Source organism: Enterobacter sp. BIDMC92 (genome assembly GCF_001030225.1).
Taxonomy (GTDB): domain Bacteria; phylum Pseudomonadota; class Gammaproteobacteria; order Enterobacterales; family Enterobacteriaceae; genus Enterobacter; species Enterobacter sichuanensis.
Window position 1 is genome coordinate 1927770 of record NZ_KQ087598.1, and the last position, 17892, is coordinate 1945661.

At 54.9% G+C, this 17892-nt stretch carries 19 protein-coding genes; 12 read left to right on the plus strand and 7 right to left on the minus strand.

The window, feature by feature from the left end; translation table 11 throughout:
• Positions 1 to 2: 2 nt before the first annotated feature.
• From astE to ves, 3 genes are all read left to right on the plus strand, one after another.
• Positions 3 to 968 (plus strand): succinylglutamate desuccinylase, encoded by a 966-nt coding sequence (gene astE / locus SP99_RS08920; RefSeq protein WP_047958320.1) that lies wholly within the window; start codon positions 3 to 5, stop codon positions 966 to 968.
• Positions 969 to 1300: 332 nt separating this feature from the next.
• A complete protein-coding gene (spy, locus tag SP99_RS08925; protein WP_047958321.1) occupies positions 1301 to 1792 on the plus strand; it encodes an ATP-independent periplasmic protein-refolding chaperone Spy in 492 nt (163 codons plus the stop codon).
• Between the two features lie 297 nt (positions 1793 to 2089).
• On the plus strand, positions 2090 to 2647 hold the full coding sequence (gene ves / locus SP99_RS08930; protein WP_025757361.1) for an environmental stress-induced protein Ves: 558 nt from the start codon (positions 2090 to 2092) through the stop codon (positions 2645 to 2647).
• On the opposite strand, the gene cho is transcribed toward ves, so the two are convergent.
• Positions 2625 to 3503, minus strand: a complete 879-nt coding sequence (gene cho, locus SP99_RS08935; protein ID WP_047958322.1) for an excinuclease Cho — start codon at positions 3501 to 3503, stop codon at positions 2625 to 2627. The two genes, ves and cho, sit on opposite strands and share 23 nt — an antisense overlap.
• A 180-nt stretch (positions 3504 to 3683) precedes the next feature.
• Complete coding sequence (nadE, locus tag SP99_RS08940) at positions 3684 to 4511, minus strand: ammonia-dependent NAD(+) synthetase (protein ID WP_025757359.1); 828 nt, start codon at positions 4509 to 4511, stop codon at positions 3684 to 3686.
• Between the two features lie 221 nt (positions 4512 to 4732).
• Between nadE and osmE the strand changes: the two genes are divergently transcribed.
• The 7 genes from osmE to chbG all read left to right on the plus strand — a co-directional run bounded on the left by osmE (position 4733) and on the right by chbG (position 10580).
• Positions 4733 to 5077, plus strand: a complete 345-nt coding sequence (gene osmE, locus SP99_RS08945) for an osmotically-inducible lipoprotein OsmE (protein ID WP_003857836.1) — start codon at positions 4733 to 4735, stop codon at positions 5075 to 5077.
• Positions 5078 to 5358: 281 nt separating this feature from the next.
• Positions 5359 to 5676, plus strand: coding sequence for a PTS N,N'-diacetylchitobiose transporter subunit IIB (gene chbB / locus SP99_RS08950; RefSeq protein ID WP_008500676.1), 318 nt, complete (start codon positions 5359 to 5361; stop codon positions 5674 to 5676).
• Between the two features lie 79 nt (positions 5677 to 5755).
• Positions 5756 to 7114 (plus strand): PTS N,N'-diacetylchitobiose transporter subunit IIC, encoded by a 1359-nt coding sequence (gene chbC / locus SP99_RS08955; protein WP_025757358.1) that lies wholly within the window; start codon positions 5756 to 5758, stop codon positions 7112 to 7114.
• A gap of 47 nt (positions 7115 to 7161) precedes the next feature.
• The gene (gene chbA, locus SP99_RS08960; RefSeq protein WP_047958323.1) at positions 7162 to 7509 is read left to right on the plus strand and encodes a PTS N,N'-diacetylchitobiose transporter subunit IIA; all 348 of its coding nucleotides are present in this window, start codon (positions 7162 to 7164) and stop codon (positions 7507 to 7509) included.
• A 29-nt stretch (positions 7510 to 7538) separates the two neighbouring features.
• Positions 7539 to 8357: a transcriptional regulator ChbR gene (gene chbR / locus SP99_RS08965; RefSeq protein WP_025757356.1), complete on the plus strand. Its 819-nt coding sequence runs from the start codon at positions 7539 to 7541 to the stop codon at positions 8355 to 8357.
• 109 nt (positions 8358 to 8466) lie between these two features.
• The gene (locus tag SP99_RS08970; RefSeq protein ID WP_047958324.1) at positions 8467 to 9822 is read left to right on the plus strand and encodes a 6-phospho-beta-glucosidase; all 1356 of its coding nucleotides are present in this window, start codon (positions 8467 to 8469) and stop codon (positions 9820 to 9822) included.
• Between the two features lie 11 nt (positions 9823 to 9833).
• Positions 9834 to 10580: a chitin disaccharide deacetylase gene (gene chbG / locus SP99_RS08975; protein ID WP_047958325.1), complete on the plus strand. Its 747-nt coding sequence runs from the start codon at positions 9834 to 9836 to the stop codon at positions 10578 to 10580.
• An 88-nt stretch (positions 10581 to 10668) separates the two neighbouring features.
• Here chbG and katE read toward each other — a convergent pair whose 3' ends face one another.
• A complete protein-coding gene (katE, locus tag SP99_RS08980) occupies positions 10669 to 12918 on the minus strand; it encodes a catalase HPII (RefSeq protein WP_047958326.1) in 2250 nt (749 codons plus the stop codon).
• A 203-nt stretch (positions 12919 to 13121) separates the two neighbouring features.
• Here katE and cedA point away from each other — a divergent pair, with 203 nt between their 5' ends.
• Positions 13122 to 13361 (plus strand): cell division activator CedA, encoded by a 240-nt coding sequence (cedA, locus tag SP99_RS08985; RefSeq protein WP_025757352.1) that lies wholly within the window; start codon positions 13122 to 13124, stop codon positions 13359 to 13361.
• A 48-nt stretch (positions 13362 to 13409) separates the two neighbouring features.
• On the opposite strand, the gene tcyP is transcribed toward cedA, so the two are convergent.
• From tcyP to hxpB, 3 genes are all read right to left on the minus strand, one after another.
• Positions 13410 to 14801 (minus strand): cystine/sulfocysteine:cation symporter, encoded by a 1392-nt coding sequence (gene tcyP, locus SP99_RS08990; RefSeq protein ID WP_047958327.1) that lies wholly within the window; start codon positions 14799 to 14801, stop codon positions 13410 to 13412.
• Between the two features lie 127 nt (positions 14802 to 14928).
• Complete coding sequence (locus SP99_RS08995) at positions 14929 to 15519, minus strand: metal-dependent hydrolase (RefSeq protein WP_047958328.1); 591 nt, start codon at positions 15517 to 15519, stop codon at positions 14929 to 14931.
• A gap of 101 nt (positions 15520 to 15620) precedes the next feature.
• Positions 15621 to 16292: a hexitol phosphatase HxpB gene (hxpB, locus tag SP99_RS09000; protein ID WP_047958329.1), complete on the minus strand. Its 672-nt coding sequence runs from the start codon at positions 16290 to 16292 to the stop codon at positions 15621 to 15623.
• A gap of 148 nt (positions 16293 to 16440) precedes the next feature.
• Between hxpB and SP99_RS09005 the strand changes: the two genes are divergently transcribed.
• Positions 16441 to 16977: a YniB family protein gene (locus tag SP99_RS09005; protein WP_025757348.1), complete on the plus strand. Its 537-nt coding sequence runs from the start codon at positions 16441 to 16443 to the stop codon at positions 16975 to 16977.
• 36 nt (positions 16978 to 17013) lie between these two features.
• Here SP99_RS09005 and SP99_RS09010 read toward each other — a convergent pair whose 3' ends face one another.
• Positions 17014 to 17874: a fructosamine kinase family protein gene (locus SP99_RS09010; protein ID WP_025757347.1), complete on the minus strand. Its 861-nt coding sequence runs from the start codon at positions 17872 to 17874 to the stop codon at positions 17014 to 17016.
• Positions 17875 to 17892 lie beyond the last annotated feature (18 nt).

Sequence of the window (17892 nt, forward strand, 5' to 3'; positions counted from 1 at the left end):
GTATGGAAAATTTACTGGCGCTGACCCTGGCCGATGAAACGCCGGAACAGAGTGAGGGGGAGGGCCCCACATTCCACTGGCGGTGGCTGGGGCGTGGGGTGCTTGAACTGACACCGGTTGTAGAGAGCGATCTCTCGCTACTGCTTTCGACCGGTATTCACGGGAATGAAACGGCGCCCGTGGAGATTGTTGACCTGCTGCTGCGCGCGTTGTATCGCAAAGAGATTACGCTTCAGTGCCGTGTGCTGGTGGTGCTTGGGAACCCACCCGCGCTGGCGCAAAACAAACGTTATCTGGTGAGCGACATTAACCGCATGTTCGGCGGGCGCTGGTCGCAGTTCCCGCAGAGTGACGAGACGGCGCGGGCGCAGTGGCTGGAGAACGTGGTGAGCGCGTTTTTTGCGTCGGCGGGGCCAGTGCGCTGGCATCTGGATCTGCACACGGCCATTCGCGCGTCTTACCATGTCCGCTTCGGCGTGCTGCCGCAGCGCAATCAGCCGTGGGATGAAGCGTTCCTCGACTGGCTGGGTGATGCAGGGCTGGAGGCGCTGGTGTTCCACCAGTCGCCGGGCGGAACCTTTACGCACTTTACCTGTGAACACTTCGGCGCGCTGGCCTGTACACTGGAGCTGGGGAAAGCGTTGCCGTTTGGGCAAAACGATCTCACTCGCTTTGCGCCAACGCATCTTGCCCTGCGGGCATTGCTGGGTGGGGCGGCGCCCGAGCACACGCATCAACCCGTCGAGCGGTATCGGGTCGTACAGCAGATCACGCGCCGCAGCGATGCTTTCCAGCTTCATATGGCCGCGCACACCCTGAACTTCACGCCGTTTCGTAAAGGGGCGCTGTTGGCTGAAGATGGCGAAGAGCGTTACGAGGTGCAGAAAACCACCGAGTATGTGTTATTTCCCAACCCCACCGTGGCATTTGGCCTGCGTGCCGGGCTGATGCTGGAAAAAATATCCTGACTTTTTCCCCTCTCATCACTCGGGAGGGGAAAAACATTTCTTAGCAATTAAAGCGCTCATACCTCTTTTGCGGATTATTCCTGGTGAATTGCTTTATTATTAATCCGCTCTCCGCTATACTTCTGCTCATTCTCTTTAAAATCATCGTTTTAAATATTATTTGTTGCAACTCTCCACGCTTTATCCTTATTTTCTCCACATTTGACGAAAATTTGTTTTTTACACTTTCATTGTTTTACCGTTGCTCTGACTAATTGACGATAAACCCCGTAAAGTTAATCTCGTCAACACGGCATAGCGCCGAAGAATAACTGAAAGAAAGGAAATAAATTATGCGTAAGTTTACTGCACTGTTTGTTGCTTCTACCCTGGCTCTGGGCGCTACCAGCATGGCGTTCGCCGCAGATACCGCAACCACCCCTGCCGCGCCTGCTGAAGGCAAAATGATGATGCATCATAAAGGCAAGCCGGGTATGCACGAGATGATGATGTTTAAGGACCTGAACCTGACAGATGCGCAGAAGCAGCAGATCCGCGACATCATGAAAAGTCAGCGCGATCAGATGAAACGTCCGCCGCTTGAAGAGCGTCGTGCGATGCATGACATCATCGCCAGCGACAGCTTCGATAAGGCGAAAGCTGAAGCGCAGATCGACAAAATGGCCGAGCAGCATAAAGCCCGCATGCTGGCTCACATGGAAACCCAGAATAAGATCTACAACATTCTGACGCCGGAACAGAAAAAACAATTTAATGCGAATTTTGAGAAGCGTCTGACAGAACGTCCGGCGATGGAAGGTAAAATGCCAGCACCAACCGAATAATCGGTTCACACTCTTAAGACCGCCGGGATCCTGTCCACAAAAGCGCAATCGCTGTGGACAGGACCGGCGGTTTTTCTTTCCTGCCCTCTTGCCTGCCGCCGCCAGCGCGGTATTCTCCTGTAGTCGCTTCAGAGAATGTTTGTAGAGTCATGACGTTAGTAAATTTATTGACGTTGCGCTAAGGCTTGCCCGCTCTGCTGCCGATACTGTGTCTGTGAATACCCAACGATAACAAACAAGACAGCAACGATAGCAATATCCTTGCCCTGGCACGGGTTGTGCCATTCAGGAGTGGTGATGGAGTTCTTTGATATCCGTAAGATGCCGGTCAGCCTCTGGCGCAATGGTGCTGGCGAAACGCGTGAGATTTGTTGTTTCCCACCCGCAACGCGTGATTTTCACTGGCGTGCCAGTATCGCGACTATCGCCAGCAACGGCGAATTCTCCTCATTCCCCGGCGTCGATCGGGTGATTACCTTGCTGGAAGGAGGGGAGGTGACGCTCGATGCCGGTCAGGCGTTCTTCCATACCCTCAAGCACCATCAGCCTTACAGTTTTGCCGGCGATCTGCCGGTCAAGGCGCTCCTGTCCGATGGGCGGATGGCGATGGACTTCAACATTATGACCCGTCGCGACTGTTGTCGGGCTAAGGTGCGCGTGGCCGACCGTACCTTTACCACCTTTGGCACACGCGGGGGCGTGGTCTTTGTCTTAAGCGGGGCGTGGCAGTTGGGGGATAAATTGCTGACGGCCGATCAGGGCGCCAGTTGGGAGGAGGGTACCCATACTCTGCGTCTGCTGGAGCCTCAGGGCACCCTTTTGTTCAGTGAAATTACGTGGCTGCCAGGCCATTGAGTTCAATGACCTCAAACTTACCGGCTAAGACGGGTTTACAGAGAATTTTATAGCCATCGTGGTCAAATCCGGCGGGTGTGCGTAACAGGGTTGCCGCGTCGTTGATATCGTCGACGGCGCCCAGCCAGAACCAGTTGTTGACAATGTGGTACTGGGTTATGGCTTCACCCACCTCTTTTAGCGCAACGGCGCCTTCCCAGGGCCAGCAGTTAACGCTGATGGTCGCCAGGCCGGCGAGGAGCCGGGCGTGATGCGCGTCGACACTCTCTTTCCCGCAGCAGGCGCCTGCGCAGCGCTTAAGTGCGGACCGGAAACAGGCCCGTTCGCGGGTGGTTGCCTCGAGACCCAAAAGGCTGTAGCAAAGCTGCAGTTCATCCGCCAGGGTTTGCAGCGCCTGGAGCGCGGCACGTTTATTCGCAAACAGGCCGTAAAGATTCGGGGCATGAGAAAAATCGACCTCGCGCGCGTAGACAACCTGCGGCTTGCCGGCGGTTATTTGCAGGGAGCAGAGCTGACGATTGCGGCGCAGGCGCTTGTTAAACAGCGGCTGTTGTTCTTTGATAAGTCTGGCTTCCAGTAACAGCGCGCCCATTTCTCCCGCCGTCTCGAACCAGGATATGCGACGCGACTGGCGCAGCATGGCGGCCTCGTCCGGCGTACGCAGATGGGATAACACCCGGCTGCGAATATTCACGCTTTTGCCGATATAGAGCGGCAGGGTGTCGCTTTCACCGTGAAAGATATACACGCCCGGCAGCTTAGGCAGCGCTTCAAGCCAGGGACGAAGGTGCTCGGGATATTCGTAGATAGCCGCCGCTTCAAATTCAAGACGCGGGGCGGATTGACGCCTGCTCACATACCACTCCATATACTGTTCAGGTATACAGTGTAACAGAGGCGGTTTGGTTAAAAAAGAGCCGGGTGGCGGCTGCGCCTTACCCGGCCAGGATGTGCGGCCTGATGCCCTCACCCCAACCCTCTCCCACGGGAGAGGGTGTAAACACTAAAAACGGTAACCTGGGTTACCGTTTTGTTTTTATTTCTTCCAGAAATCGTCAAACACCGTAATCGGTGGGCGACGCTTGTGTTCGGTTTTCAGATACCAGCCTTCAATGATTTTGGCGGTACCTTCATCCAGCGTTTTGCCTTCAAGATAATCATCGATATTGTCATAGGTCACGCCCAGAGCCGCTTCATCCGGCAGGGAAGGACGATCGTCCTCCAGATCCGCTGTCGGCGCTTTCTTGTACAGATGCTCCGGGCAGCCCAGCGCGGCAAGCAGCTGCTTACCCTGACGCTTGTTCAGCCGGAAGATCGGGTTAATGTCGGTGCCGCCGTCGCCGTATTTTGTGAAGAAACCGGTGATCGCTTCGGCTGCATGGTCGGTGCCGACCACGACGCCTTTGGTCATCCCGGCGATGCTGTACTGCGCTTTCATGCGCTCACGGGCTTTTTCGTTGCCGCGAACAAAATCGCTCAGCTCAATGCCCGCTTCGCGCAGAGCCTGCTCGCTCGCCAGCACCGATCCTTTGATATTCACCGTCAGTACGCGGTCAGGCTGAATAAAGGCGATGGCATCCTGACAATCCTGTTCATCTGCCTGTACGCCATACGGAAGGCGCACGGCGATAAACTGCAGGCTTTCATCTCCCGTCTCCTCGCGCAGCTCTGAAATCGCCATCTGGCATAGCTTACCGGTCAGCGTGGAATCCTGGCCGCCGCTGATGCCCAGCACCAGAGATTTCAGGAAAGAGTTGGTCTTTAAATACGCTTTTAAAAAATCCACGCTGCGGCGGATCTCTTCATTTGCATCTATCGCGGGCTTCGCGCCCAGCGCCTGGATAATCTCTTGTTGCAGAGTCATCACGCTCTCCATAAACAGAATGTGTTAACTGTTAAAACTAACCCTTTGGACGGAAAACGACAAGGATCACAGTTTCGAGTGCGTTAATTTGCGCCGTTTTAGCAGGTTATCGTTGTTTTATTAGAATTTTCCTAAATTCGTCTGGCGTAACTCACAAAGTTGAACAATAGTACTTTTTATCCCATGCTTAGATAACACGCTGATAAACAAGAGGACGGAATATGAACAAGAACGTAGCAGGAATTCTTAGCGCAGCGGCGGTACTGACTATGCTGGCAGGGTGTACGGCGTACGATCGCACCAAAGATCAGTTCACACAGCCCGTGGTGAAAGATGTCAAAAAAGGCATGACGCGTTCGCAGGTGGCTGCGATTGCCGGTAAGCCGTCTTCAGAAGTGACGATGATCCACGCGCGTGGTACCTGTCAGACCTATATCCTGGGTCAACGTGATGGTAAGGCAGAAACCTACTTTGTCGCCCTGGACGATACCGGCCATGTCATCAACTCCGGGTATCAGACCTGTGCAGAATATGACACCGATCCGCAGGCACCTAAGGCGCAGTAACCTTGCTGCTCTGAGGATGTTAACAAACCGGCCCATCGGCCGGTTTTTTTATCCATACGTAAATCTTATTTCTTTGCGCGAATTATTTGCCCGAAATGTGAAGGTAGTCAACAAGCCAGGTCAATGAGAGACAATTTAGGCCTGTCCAGAATTATCCCCCCTCTGTACCATTACGTATACTCACTCCAACGATAAACAACAGTCAGCACACTACCTGTCAGCCAGGAGAGCGAGTCGAGTGATAGCGAGACGGCAGGTAGTCATACAAGAGGGAAATAACGATGGAAAAGAAACATATCTACCTGTTCTGCTCAGCGGGCATGTCAACCTCGCTTCTGGTGTCAAAGATGCGTGCGCAGGCTGAAAAGTATGAAGTGCCTGTGGTGATCGAAGCGTTCCCGGAAACGCTGGCGGGTGAAAAGGGGCAGACTGCGGATGTTGTTTTACTCGGGCCGCAAATTGCCTACATGCTGCCAGAAATACAACGTCTGTTACCCAATAAACCGGTCGAAGTGATCGACTCGGGGCTGTACGGCAAGATTGATGGTTTAGGTGTACTTAAAGCTGCTGTGGCAGCCATTAAAAAAGCGGCTAATTAATTTTTATTTTTCCCGTCAAAGAGTTATTTCACACACAATACGCCGTAACAGTCGTTGCGGCATTTAAGGGTATTTTCCTATGAGTAAAGTCATCGCTTCACTTGAAAAGGTACTCCTTCCTTTTGCTGTTAAAATAGGAAAGCAGCCTCACGTTAACGCCATCAAAAACGGCTTTATTAAATTAATGCCATTGACGCTGGCCGGGGCAATGTTCGTTTTAATTAACAACGTTTTTCTGAGCTTTGGTGAAGGTTCCTTCTTTTATTCATTAGGAATTCGCTTAGACGCATCAACAATTGAAACCCTTAATGGTTTTAAAGCCATTGGCGGTAACGTATACAACGGTACGTTGGGTATTATGTCGCTGATGGCGCCTTTCTTTATCGGGATGGCACTGGCAGAAGAGCGGAAAGTGGATCCGCTGGCCGCCGGGTTATTATCCGTTGCCGCCTTTATGACCGTCACCCCCTACAGCGTCGGTGAAGCCTATGCGGTGGGCGCCAACTGGCTGGGTGGGGCCAACATCATCTCCGGTATTGTTATCGGTCTGGTGGTGGCAGAGATGTTTACCTTTATTATCCGTCGCAACTGGGTGATTCGCCTGCCGGATAGCGTGCCGGCGTCCGTTTCCCGTTCATTTTCCGCGTTGATTCCAGGCTTCATTATTCTCTCCATCATGGGGATTATTGCCTGGGCGCTCTCTCACTGGGGCACAAACTTCCACCAGATCATCATGGACTCTATCTCTACGCCGCTGGCGTCGATGGGTGGTGTGGTCGGTTGGGCGTACGTGATTTTCACCTCCCTGCTGTGGTTCTTCGGCGTGCATGGTTCACTGGCACTGGCCGCGCTGGACAGCGGTATCATGACCCCATGGGCACTGGAAAACGTTGCACTTTATCAGCAGTACGGCTCCGTTGACGCGGCGCTGGCGGCCGGTAAAACCTTCCATGTGTGGGCGAAGCCGATGCTGGACTCCTATATCTTCCTGGGGGGGACCGGGGCGACGCTGGGTCTGATCATCGCGGTCTTTATTGTCTCTCGTCGCGCAGACCATCGTCAGGTGGCGAAGCTGGCACTGCCGTCAGGTATCTTCCAGATTAACGAACCGATCCTGTTTGGTCTGCCAATCATCATGAACCCGGTGATGTTCATTCCCTTCATCCTGGTTCAGCCGCTGCTGGCGGGGATCACCCTGACCGCGTATTACCTGGGCATTATCCCACCGATTACCAACATTGCGCCGTGGACCATGCCGGCGGGTCTGGGGGCGTTCTTCAACACCAACGGTAGCGTCGCCGCCTTCCTGCTGGCGATATTCAACCTCGGGATTGCAACGCTGCTCTACATGCCGTTCGTGGCCATCGCCAACAAAGCCGCAACCGTTATTGATGAAGAAGAGAGCGAAGAGGATATCGCCCTCGCACTGAAATTCTAAAATTGCACGGCGCGGGGCAACCCGCGCCAGCGAAAAGGAGCTTAAAGATGTTAGATTTGGACAGTATCGTTGCAGAAGAAAGCGCAGAGAATGACCTCGAAGAAGTGGTGATGGGCCTTATCATCAACTCCGGTCAGGCACGCAGCCTGGCGTATGCCGCGCTCAAGCAGGCTAAGCAGGGGGATTTCGCCGCCGCGAAAACCATGATGGAACAGTCCCGTACCGCGCTCAATGAAGCGCACCTGGTGCAGACGAAGCTGATTGAAGGCGACCAGGGCGAAGGGAAGATGAAGGTCAGTCTGGTGCTGGTACACGCCCAGGATCACCTGATGACCTCGATGCTGGCGCGCGAGCTGGTGGCGGAGTTAATTGAGCTTCACGAGAAGATGCAGTAAGTCAGACTGAGTAGCAGGAGGTCAGCACGATGGAAATTAAAACCGCACTTGAGCAGCAACTGTTTAATGGCAAGAATTTTCACGTGGTTATCTACAACAAGACGGAGAGCGCGAGTGGTCTGCACCAGCATGACTACTACGAGTTCACGATTGTTCTGACCGGCCGCTACTATCAGGAGATCAACGGTAAGCGCGTTCTGCTTGAGCGCGGAGATTTTGTCTTTCTGCCGATGGGCTCACATCACCAGAGCTTTTACGAATTTGGCGCCACCCGCATTCTGAACGTGGGTGTCAGCAGACGCTTCTTTGAGAAGCACTATCTGCCGCTGGTGCCGTTCTGTTTTGTGGCATCACAGGTCTATCGCGTCAAAAACGAGTTCATGACCTGGATTGAAACGGTGATTGCCTCGCTCAACTTCCGCGACAATGAGTTCGATGAGTTTATTGAAACGGTGACCTTCTACGTGATGAACCGGCTGCGCCATCACCGTGAAGAGCAGCAGGTGACGGATGATATTCCACAGTGGCTGCGCAGCACCGTTGAGCTGATGCACGATAAAGGCCAGTTCAGCGAAAATGCGCTGGAAAATATGGTTTCACTGTCAGGGAAATCCCAGGAATATCTGACCCGTGCGACCCAGCGCTATTATCGTAAAACGCCGGTGCAAATTATTAATGAAATCCGCATTAACTTTGCCAAAAAACAGCTGGAAATTACCAACTATTCTGTCACGGATATTGCCTATGAGTCCGGGTACAGCAGTCCCAGCCTGTTTATTAAAACGTTTAAGAAATTGACCTCATTCACACCAAATAGTTACCGGAAGAACCTGACGGTAATTAATTAACGTTTGGCGGTTTGCCCGCCACAAATATTGCTTTAATGGCTTGCCCAAATAGCGGGAAGAGTACGCTATACCTTGCAGGCGATTAACCTGATACGCTAAGGGAGATATTATGCAGAAGAAATTGAAAGTCGTAACCATTGGTGGCGGCAGCAGCTATACCCCGGAATTACTTGAAGGTTTTCTGAAACGGTATCACGAATTACCGGTCAGCGAATTATGGCTGGTTGACGTTGAGGAAGGGCAGGAAAAACTGGATATCATTTTTGACCTGTGTCAGCGCATGGTGGCGAAAGCCGGTGTGCCCTTAACCGTACACAAAACGCTCGATCGCCGTCTGGCGCTGAAAGATGCGGATTTCGTTACCACCCAGCTGCGCGTGGGCCAGCTGAAAGCGCGCGAGCTGGACGAGCGTATTCCCCTGAGCCACGGTTATCTGGGGCAGGAGACCAATGGCGCGGGCGGCCTGTTTAAAGGTCTGCGTACCATCCCGGTCATTTTCGACATCGTCAAAGACGTGCAGGAGATCTGCCCGAACGCGTGGGTGATTAACTTCACCAACCCGGCTGGTATGGTGACCGAGGCGGTCTATCGGCATACGAATTTCAAACGCTTTATCGGCGTCTGTAACATTCCGATTGGCATGAAGATGTTTATCCGCGACGTGCTGGCGCTGACTGACAGCGACGATCTCTCCATCGATCTGTTCGGCCTGAATCACATGGTGTTCATCAAAGATGTCATCGTGAACGGAAAATCGCGCTTTGCCGAACTGCTCGACGGCGTGGCGTCGGGACGTCTGACCGCCGCATCCGTGAAAAATATCTTCGACCTGCCGTTCAGTGAAGGGCTGATCCGTTCCCTGAATCTGCTGCCGTGCTCCTACCTGCTCTACTACTTCAAGCAGAAAGAGATGCTGGCCATTGAAATGGGCGAGTACTATAAGGGCGGCGCACGGGCTCAGATCGTGCAGAAAGTTGAGAAGCAGCTGTTTGATTTGTATAAAGATCCGAACCTGAACGTCAAACCAAAAGAGCTGGAGCAGCGCGGAGGGGCTTACTACTCCGATGCGGCGTGTGAAGTGATCAACGCCATTTACAACGACAAGCAGGCCGAGCACTACGTCAATGTGCCGCACCATGGCCATATCGACAATATCCCGGCCGACTGGGCCGTGGAGATGACCTGCATCCTCGGCCGCGATGGCGCGAAACCTCATCCGCGTATTACCCACTTTGATGAGAAGGTGATGGGGCTCATTCACACCATCAAAGGGTTCGAGGTGGCGGCCAGCAACGCGGCGCTGAGCGGTGAGCTGAACGACGTGCTTCTGGCGCTGAACCTCAGCCCGCTGGTGCATTCCGACCGCGACGCAGAAGTGCTGGCGACGGAGATGATCCTGGCCCACGAAAAATGGCTGCCAAACTTTGCCGCCACGGTAGAGAAGCTCAAGTTCCAACACCGTTAAGAGGATGTGCGATGGAAAACCTGCTGATCGTCAATGCTGATGATTTTGGCCTGTCGAAAGGGCAGAACTACGGCATTGTTGAAGCCTGTCGTCGGGGGGTAGTCACCTCGACGACGGCGCTGGTGAATGGAGAAGCGATTGAGCATGCGGCGCAGCTGAGCCGCGAGGTGCCTGACCTGGGCGTGGGCATGCACTTTGTGCTGACCCTGGGCATGCCGCTTTCAGCGATGCCGGGCCTGACGCGCGACGGACAGTTGGGGAAATGGATTTGGGAGATGGCGGAAGACGCGCTGCCGCTTGAAGAGATTGCCCGCGAGCTGGACTGTCAGTTCAACCGTTTTGTAGACCTCTTTGGTCATGAGCCGACGCATATCGACAGCCATCACCATGTGCATATGATCCCGGCGATTTTCCCTCTGGTTGCGGAATTTGCGCAGCGTAAGGGCGTCGCCATGCGCGTGGATCGCGACGTGCGCGGGCTGCCGGCGTACGCCGTGGCCACAACCGAGGGGTTCAGCAGCGCGTTCTACGGCGATGCGATCGACGAGGCGCTGTTCCTGAAGGTGCTGGATGATTCCGCCGCACGGGGTGAACGGTCGCTGGAGGTGATGGCGCATCCCGCCTTTGTCGATAACATCGTGCGTAAGAGCGCCTACTGCTGGCCGCGCCTGGCGGAGCTGGATGTGTTGACGTCGCCATCGCTCAAGTACGCGATTGCCGAGCGCGGATATCGGTTGGGGACGTTCGGGGATCTTTGAAATAAAGCCCGGTGGCGGCTTCGCCTTACCGGGCCTACAAAACCAATCGAATGTAGGCCGGGTAAGCGCAAGCGCCACCCGGCTTTTTTTACGCCGGAATCTGATCGATCTTGCTGCTGCGCGACCATACGCGGTGCGCGGCGAGCAGATCAAACAGCTTCGTCATAAACGCGTCGTCAACGTTATCTCCCTCGACAATGCCGTCCTCACCTTGCTCGGCCACCTTCAACGGCGCTTTAAACTGTCGCGCATCGCCGGAAAGGGCGATCGGTTTCAGGTGCTTATAGGCTTCGAGCAGATAATAGACGGCGTCACCGTTGGTCAGCAGGCTGGTTATATCCCCGCCCGGCACAATCACCGCGTCCACCGTCAGCGACGGTGCACCGGCAAAGGTTGCCGCCACCGGCAGCACGGAGCCGTCATCAGCGGTCACTTCACCCATGCGCGAATAAAGCAGTTTGGCGTGTACGCCTTTGGTTTTCAGCGCCTGCATGATCCCCAGTACGTCGCTGGCGCGGGTTTTGTCGTTCAGCAGGATTGCCACCACGCGGCCTTTGATCGACCCCCCAGGCACCGCGTACAGGCTCAGCGACGGATCTTTCTTGATGCCGTTAACCTCTTTCGGCGGCGCAAGATTGCGCTGCTCATCAGTCAGCGTGATACCAAGGTTATCCGCCACGCTCTGGGCTAGCTGAATATCAATATGCGCCAGCTGGTCGACTACGCGCTCGCGAATATACGTGCGCACCACTTTGCTCAGTTCGAAGCTAAAGCCGCCGATAATATGCTGCTGTTCAATCGGCGTCTGGCTGTTCCAGAACAGGCGTGGGTGGGCGTAATACTCGCCGAACGACGGGCTGCGCTCGCGAATTTTATTGCCATCGATCCGCTCCTGATACGATTCGAATCCACCACGTTTTGGGGCCGGAGGGGTTTCACGCGGCCAGTTATCGTTGATGGAGTTCGGCTCATAGTTGGCCGGGTTGGTATCAATATCCTGACGGTGCATCCCGTCGCGCTGGAAGTTGTGATACGGGCAGGTGGGGCGGTTGATCGGGATCTCGTGGAAGTTCGGCCCGCCAAGGCGGCTGATCTGCGTATCGGTATACGAGAACAGGCGTCCCTGTAACAGCGGATCGTTGGTGAAATCCAGCCCCGGCACGATATGCCCAGGGTGGAAGGCGGCCTGTTCGTTTTCGGCAAAGAAGTTATCCGGGTTGCGGTTGAGCACCATTTTACCCACCAGCTGAACCGGCACCAGCTCCTCCGGGATCAGTTTTGTCGGGTCCAGGAGATCGAAATCGAACTTAAATTCGTCCTCTTCCGGGATCAGCTGCAGGCCCAGTTCGTATTCCGGGAAGTCACCGGCTTCAATGGCCTCCCACAGCTCCCGGCGATGGAAGTCCGGATCTCGCCCGGTCAGCTTCTGCGCCTCATCCCACACCAGCGAGGCTTTACCCGCCACTGGTTTCCAGTGGAAACGGACAAACGTGGCTTTCCCCTCGGCGTTGATCATCCGGAAGGTGTGAATGCCAAACCCCTCCATGGTGCGGTAACTGCGGGGGATCCCGCGGTCTGACATCGCCCACATCACGTTGTGCAAGGTTTCAGGCTGCAGAGAGACATAGTCCCAGAAGGTGTCGTGCGCACTTTGTCCCTGCGGTATGGCCCAGTGGGGCTCCGGTTTTACCGCATGGACAAAGTCAGGAAATTTATGCGCATCCTGAATGAAAAACACCGGGGTGTTGTTACCCACCAGATCGAAAATACCCTCTTCGGTATAAAACTTGGTGGCGAAGCCGCGGATATCACGCACTGTATCCGCCGAGCCCGCACCGCCCTGAACGGTGGAGAAACGCACAAACACCGGCGTTATTTTGTCCGGGTCGGAGAGGAAGTCCGCTTTGGTGATCGCTTTCAGGCTCTTGTAGGGCTGGAAGTAGCCGTGCGCAGCGGAGCCGCGCGCGTGGACGATGCGCTCCGGTATGCGTTCGTGGTCAAAGTGGGTAATTTTTTCCCGCAGGATAAAATCTTCCAGCAGGGTTGGCCCGCGGGACCCGGCGCGCAGGGAGTTCTGGTCGTCAGCGATGCGCACCCCTTGGTTGGTGGTCAGCGCATAGCCTTCTCCGCCTTTGCGATGAGGATCGAGGGATTTCAGCTTCTCATTGCCGGTGTCCGGTGATTTCAGACTGCCCGGCGCGGTAGGCTGCTCGCCTGGGGCGGACGGGCCAGGGGAAGGGCGATGAGAGCCATCTTCAGGGGCAAGGGAGTCCATCCCAGGTTGCGATTCTTCGGTGCCATGAATGGGTGATTGATGTGTTTTATCTTTGTTCGACATTGCACGCTTCTCCTTTATTCATTCCTAAAAAACCCTGTTAACTATAGAACAATGTAGGGAAAGGGCAGGTGAACTAAGAGTTTTCAGATACTGACTGCGTAAAAGGCACGCTCAACCACACGCAAGGCGCGACGCGTGGGGGCAGGATCGGCTATCATAGAATTTTCCTGCTTCAAGAATTTGTTTTAGTGAATCCGTCGCTTATGAAACCTCTTCGTCAACAAAACCGCCAGGTTATTAGCTATGTGCCCCGCGTTGAGCCCGCGCCGCCTGACCATGCCCTGAAAGTGGAGGGGTTTCGCGATGTCTGGCAACTGCGGGGTAAATACGTGGCCTTTGTGCTGATCGGTGAGCACTTCCGTCGTTCCCCCGTGTTTACGGTGCCGGAGTCCGCGCAGCGGTGGGCGATGCAGATACGCCAGGATGAAGAGGTTGAAGAATAACAGTCATAAAAAAACCGCCATCAGGCGGTTTTTTTATTTCTACAGTGATTAACGGTGCGCCAGCTCGGCGTCGTCTTCACTTTCCAGAATCGCTTTGTCAGTTTGCTTCAGCCACTGGCTGGTCAGCGTACCGGCGGTCATCGAGCCGCTGACATTCAGCGCGGTACGGCCCATGTCGATCAGCGGTTCAACGGAGATCAGCAGGGCGACCAGCGTAACCGGCAGGCCCAGCGCTGGCAGAACAATCAGCGCGGCGAAAGTTGCGCCGCCGCCAACGCCCGCAACGCCTGCGGAGCTCACGGTCACAATCCCGACCAGCGTGGCGATCCAGACCGGATCCAGCGGGTTAATCCCCACCGTTGGCGCGACCATCACCGCCAGCATTGCCGGGTAGAGGCCTGCGCAACCGTTCTGACCAATGGTTGCACCAAACGAGGCCGAGAAGCTGGCGATAGACTCAGGCACGCCCAGACGACGGGTCTGCGCTTCCACGTTCAGTGGAATAGACGCGGCGCTGGAACGGCTGGTGAAGGCAAAGGTCAGCACTGGCCAGACTTTACGGAAGTATTTCAGCGGGCTGACGCCGTTTACACCCAGCAGGATACCGTGCACCACGAACATGATGCCCAGACCCAGGTAAGAGGCGACGACGAAACTTCCCAGCTTGATAATGTCCTGCAGGTTAGAGCCGGCGACCACTTTGGTCATCAGCGCCAGCACGCCATAAGGGGTTAACTGCATCACCAGACGTACCAGCTTCATTACCCAGCTTTGCAGGGTATCGATGGCGGTCAGCACGCGCTCGCCTTTTGGCGCGTCGTCTTTCAGCAGCTTCAGCGCCGCCACGCCCAGGAACGCGGCGAAAATCACCACGCTGATGATGGAGGTTGGGTTCGCGCCGGTCAGGTCAGCAAACGGGTTCTTCGGAATGAAGGAAAGCACCATTTGCGGCACGGTCAGGTCAGCCACTTTACCTACGTAGTTGGTCTGAATCGCGGTCAGACGCGCCGTTTCAGCACTGCCCTGAACCAGACCTTCGGCCGTCAGGCCAAACAGGTTGGTCACCAGCACACCCACCAGCGCGGCAATCAGCGTGGTAAACAGCAGCGTACCGATGGTCAGGAAACTGATTTTGCCCAGTTGAGTGGCGTTATGCAGGCGCGCAACGGCGCTCAGAATAGAGGCGAACACCAGCGGCATAACGATCATCTGCAGCAGCTGAACATAGCCGTTACCGACAATGTTGAACCACTGAATAGAATCTTTCAGAACTGGATTCTCGGAGCCATAAATCGCCTGTAATGCCAGACCAAATACGACACCCATGGCCAGACCGACCAGTACTTTCTTCGCCAGGCTCCACTGTTTGTGGCGCGTCTGCGCGAGAAGCAATAGCAATACAACGAACACAACGACGTTCGCGATGAGTGGAAAATTCATCCCCGTTCTCCTGATTTATTATCGGGCCGGTTTTTACCGATCCTGTTGGCGGAAGGTTAGCAGAAGTGTGATGTAGCGCTTATATCCAAATGGAATGGGTTATGACAAATGGGATGATTTTGTCGGTTTACTGTTCAATCTGGTGATGAATAAAACGATTGAACTGAAATTGCAGCGAATTAATCATCTGGGACGACCAGCGGACTGCACTGTTTTCGGGCAATGTTTGCGGCATCCAGACGGCGTAAGCAAATAGCGCCATGCACAATGCGCGCTCAAGCTGGTTACCTTTCTGTGGAACAAGGATGGGAAAACGAAAACGCCAGCGGCAGGGCCACAGCAGCGGCACGCCCGCAGGCGTCAGCATATCGGCGAGAATATGGCTCAGATAACCCAGCACCATGCCCTGAATGGCATCCGCAGGCACTATCCAGCTGTCGGGCACTTTTAAATAGAACAGCGTCAGCAGGCCAAATACGGCCAGCAGACTGTGGGTAAATCCCCGGTGGCCGAACGCGCGGGCGATGGGTTTTGACACCCACTTCAGACGTTGCCCGAGGAAGGATTTCGGGTGGTCGATGTCGGGCAGCAGACAGGTTAAGACGGCGGAAGGGACAATATGCCACCAGTCCCCCTGTGCCAGCACGGGGGTGAGTTCAGCATTTTTGGCAAATACTGCACACGCAATAGAAAAAAGCAGGTGGCCTTCCGCCGTCATGATAAAACCCACGAAACTGTCAATTCATACAGTATAGGGTTTTTATACAGTAGGCGGAAGAGGTGACGGTGTAACTGTTTGTCACAAACCGGTGGTAAGGGTTAACCGCCCAGCAGGTGTCGCGCCGTGAGCTCTGTCAGCGACGTGAGCTTCACATCGGCCAGGGCAAACCGGGGATCGTGACGGCCCTCTTCAGCGGGCACCACAATGGAGCGCATCCGCGCGGCTTTGGACGCCACCATACCGTTAACGGAATCTTCCAGCGCGACACAGTTAAGGGGATCCAGGCCCAGTTTCGCGGCGCAGACCAGATAGACCTGAGGATGCGGCTTGCTGTAAGGCAATTTTTCAGCGGACGCCAGGGCGTCGAAACTGTCGCGCAGCTCAAACATGGTGAGCACTTTTTCCAGCATGTGCAGCGGGGAGGCGGAGGCCAGGCCGACCTTCAGCCCCTGAGCCTTGCACAGCGCAACGGCATCACGTACGCCGGGCAGCAACGGCCTGTTCTCTTCCACGAGGGAAATCGCGCGACTGATAATACGTGCGGTCACTTCATCACGGTCGGGGCCCACCCACGGCTGTTGGGCAAACCACAGGTCCACCACCATGTCGATGCGTAGACCCAGCGTATCAGGAAGTTCATTACGGCGGTTGATATCAACGCCCAGACTGGCCATGACGTCCAGTTCAGCGCGATCCCACAACGGCTCGGAATCGATCAGTAATCCATCCATGTCAAAAATTGCGGCAAGAATTTGGCGCGGTGTCGACATCACAACGTCTCCTTATCCAGGGTGTTCGACAGACGATACGTGCTAAGCACACTCTGCAATTTAGCATATTGCTTTTAAAGAGCGGGCGAAATTGATGACCAGCAGGTAGACTTAGGCACAAATAACGCGTCTTTATGAAGAGGAACTGATGACGTATCAACAAGCTGGACGCATTGCGGTCTTAAAACGGGTTGCTGGCTGGGTGATTTTTATTCCTGCCGTTATTTCTACGCTGATTTCTGTGCTCAAGTTCATGTACGATCACAGCGAAAAACAGCCGGGTATTAATGCGGTCATGCTTGATTTTGCGCATGTCATGATTGAGATGATGCGTTTTAACACGCCATTTCTGAATGTCTTCTGGTTCAACTCCCCCACGCCGGACTTTCATCAGCAGCTCAATATTGGGTTCTGGATTATCTATGCGCTGATCTTTATCGCCATGGCGTTGCAGGCCTCCGGCGCACGGATGAGCCGTCAGACGCGTTTTCTTCGTGAAGGGGTTGAAGACCAGATGATTCTCGAGCAGGCCAAAGGCCCGGAAGGGATGACCCGGGAACAGATTGAGTCCCGGATTGTGGTTCCGCGTCACTCCATTTTTCTGCAGATCTTCCCGCTCTATATCCTTCCTGCGATCGTCATTGTGGCGGGGTATTTCTTCTTCTCACTGCTTGGTTTTCTGTAAGCGATAAGGGTGGCGTTCAGGCCACCCGTTTTGTTGTCAGGCGGCAAGCATGCGCTCGAGCGCCCGCTGGGCGTTAACAAGGTGTTCGCCACCAAAGAGGATGGCGCGGTTCATCAGCGTATACAGCTGATATACCGGTTGACGATCGAGGAAACCGTGCGGCAGGGGGGAAACGGACTGGTACCCGTCGTATATTTGCGGCGGCTGCTCAGGATGCAGCGGCAGCATGGCCAGATCGCACTCTCTGTCACCCCAGTAACAGGCCGGGTCGTAGATATAGGGGCCGTTGGGACCCAACGCGCAGTTATCGGACCATAAATCACCGTGCAGCAGAGACGCCTGCGGCTGGTGGGAGGCCAGACGCTGCTGAACGTGTTCGACGATGGCATCAATATTGCCAAATTCCAGCCCTTTCTCAGCGGCCAGCTCAAGCTGCCAGCCAATGCGTTGCTCGGCAAAAAACGTCGACCAGCGGCGCTGCCAGGCGTTGGGCTGAGGCGTGGTGGAGAGATCGTTGTCGAAATCGAGACCAAACTGCGGCTGGTCGCTCCATTGATGAAGTCGCGCTAACTGCTGGCCGAGAATGAAGGCGTTATGGGCATCCAGCGGACGGGCAGGAAGATATTCCATCACCAGAAAGCTGTAGTCGCGGTCGCTACCCACGGCCAGGACCTGCGGAACTGTCACCGTTTTGCTGCGGGACAACAGCTCCAGCTGGTCGGCTTCGGCGGTAAATATTGGAAGAAGCTCACGTTCATCGCATTTTACGAAGAGATCGCGGCCTGCGTAGCGTAAATGCCACGCGGCGTGGATCTCTCCGCCTGGCAGTTCGTTACGCAGTTCGATTTCACCTTCACCCAGTTGCTCACTTAAAAGATGACTGATAGCCTGCCACATGATGTCTCTCCCATGTTG